General features: G+C 44.9%; 1 protein-coding gene. It reads right to left on the bottom strand.

The window, feature by feature from the left end; genetic code table 11:
- Positions 1 to 537 (bottom strand): YaaA family protein (locus tag HC175_RS17110; RefSeq protein ID WP_168139536.1); only part of this gene is annotated, 537 nt, incomplete at both ends.

The raw sequence follows: 537 nt of genomic DNA, 5'->3' as shown, positions 1-537 counted from the left end.
AGAAAATCTATATCCGTCGTAGTCAAAATTCTTGAGGTCTTCCAGAGTTTGGGCCTCGGTATCAATGATAAATCTGGCCATTGAACCCCTGGCTTTTTTGGCAAAGAAGCTGATGATCTTCAATTCGCCATTTTTGAAATCTTTAAAAACAGGAGAGATCACAGGTGTTTTCAACTTTTCTATATTTATCGCCTTAAAATATTCCATACTCGCCAGGTTCACGAATAGCTCGTCCTCCTCAAGTTCCCTGTTGAGAAAGTCGGTCACGTTACCTTGCCATACTTCATAAAGATTCTTTTTGCGGCCTACTCCCAAAGAAGTTCCCATTTCCAGGCGGTACGGCTGGATAAGGTCGAGAGGGCGAAGAATTCCGTAGTAACCGGAAAGAATGCGCAGGGAATCCTGCATAAAATCGATCTTCTCCACGGGAATGGTATAGGCGTCAAGGCCGGTATAGACATCTCCGGCGAAAGCATATGCCGCAGGACGGGAATTTTTCTTGTTATGCTCCTCCTCAAATTCCTGATAGCGGGTGTG

The sequence above is a fragment of the Salinimicrobium oceani genome (assembly GCF_012037645.1).
Note: the sequence above shows the minus strand (reverse complement) of the source record. Positions and strands in the feature narration are given on the sequence as shown.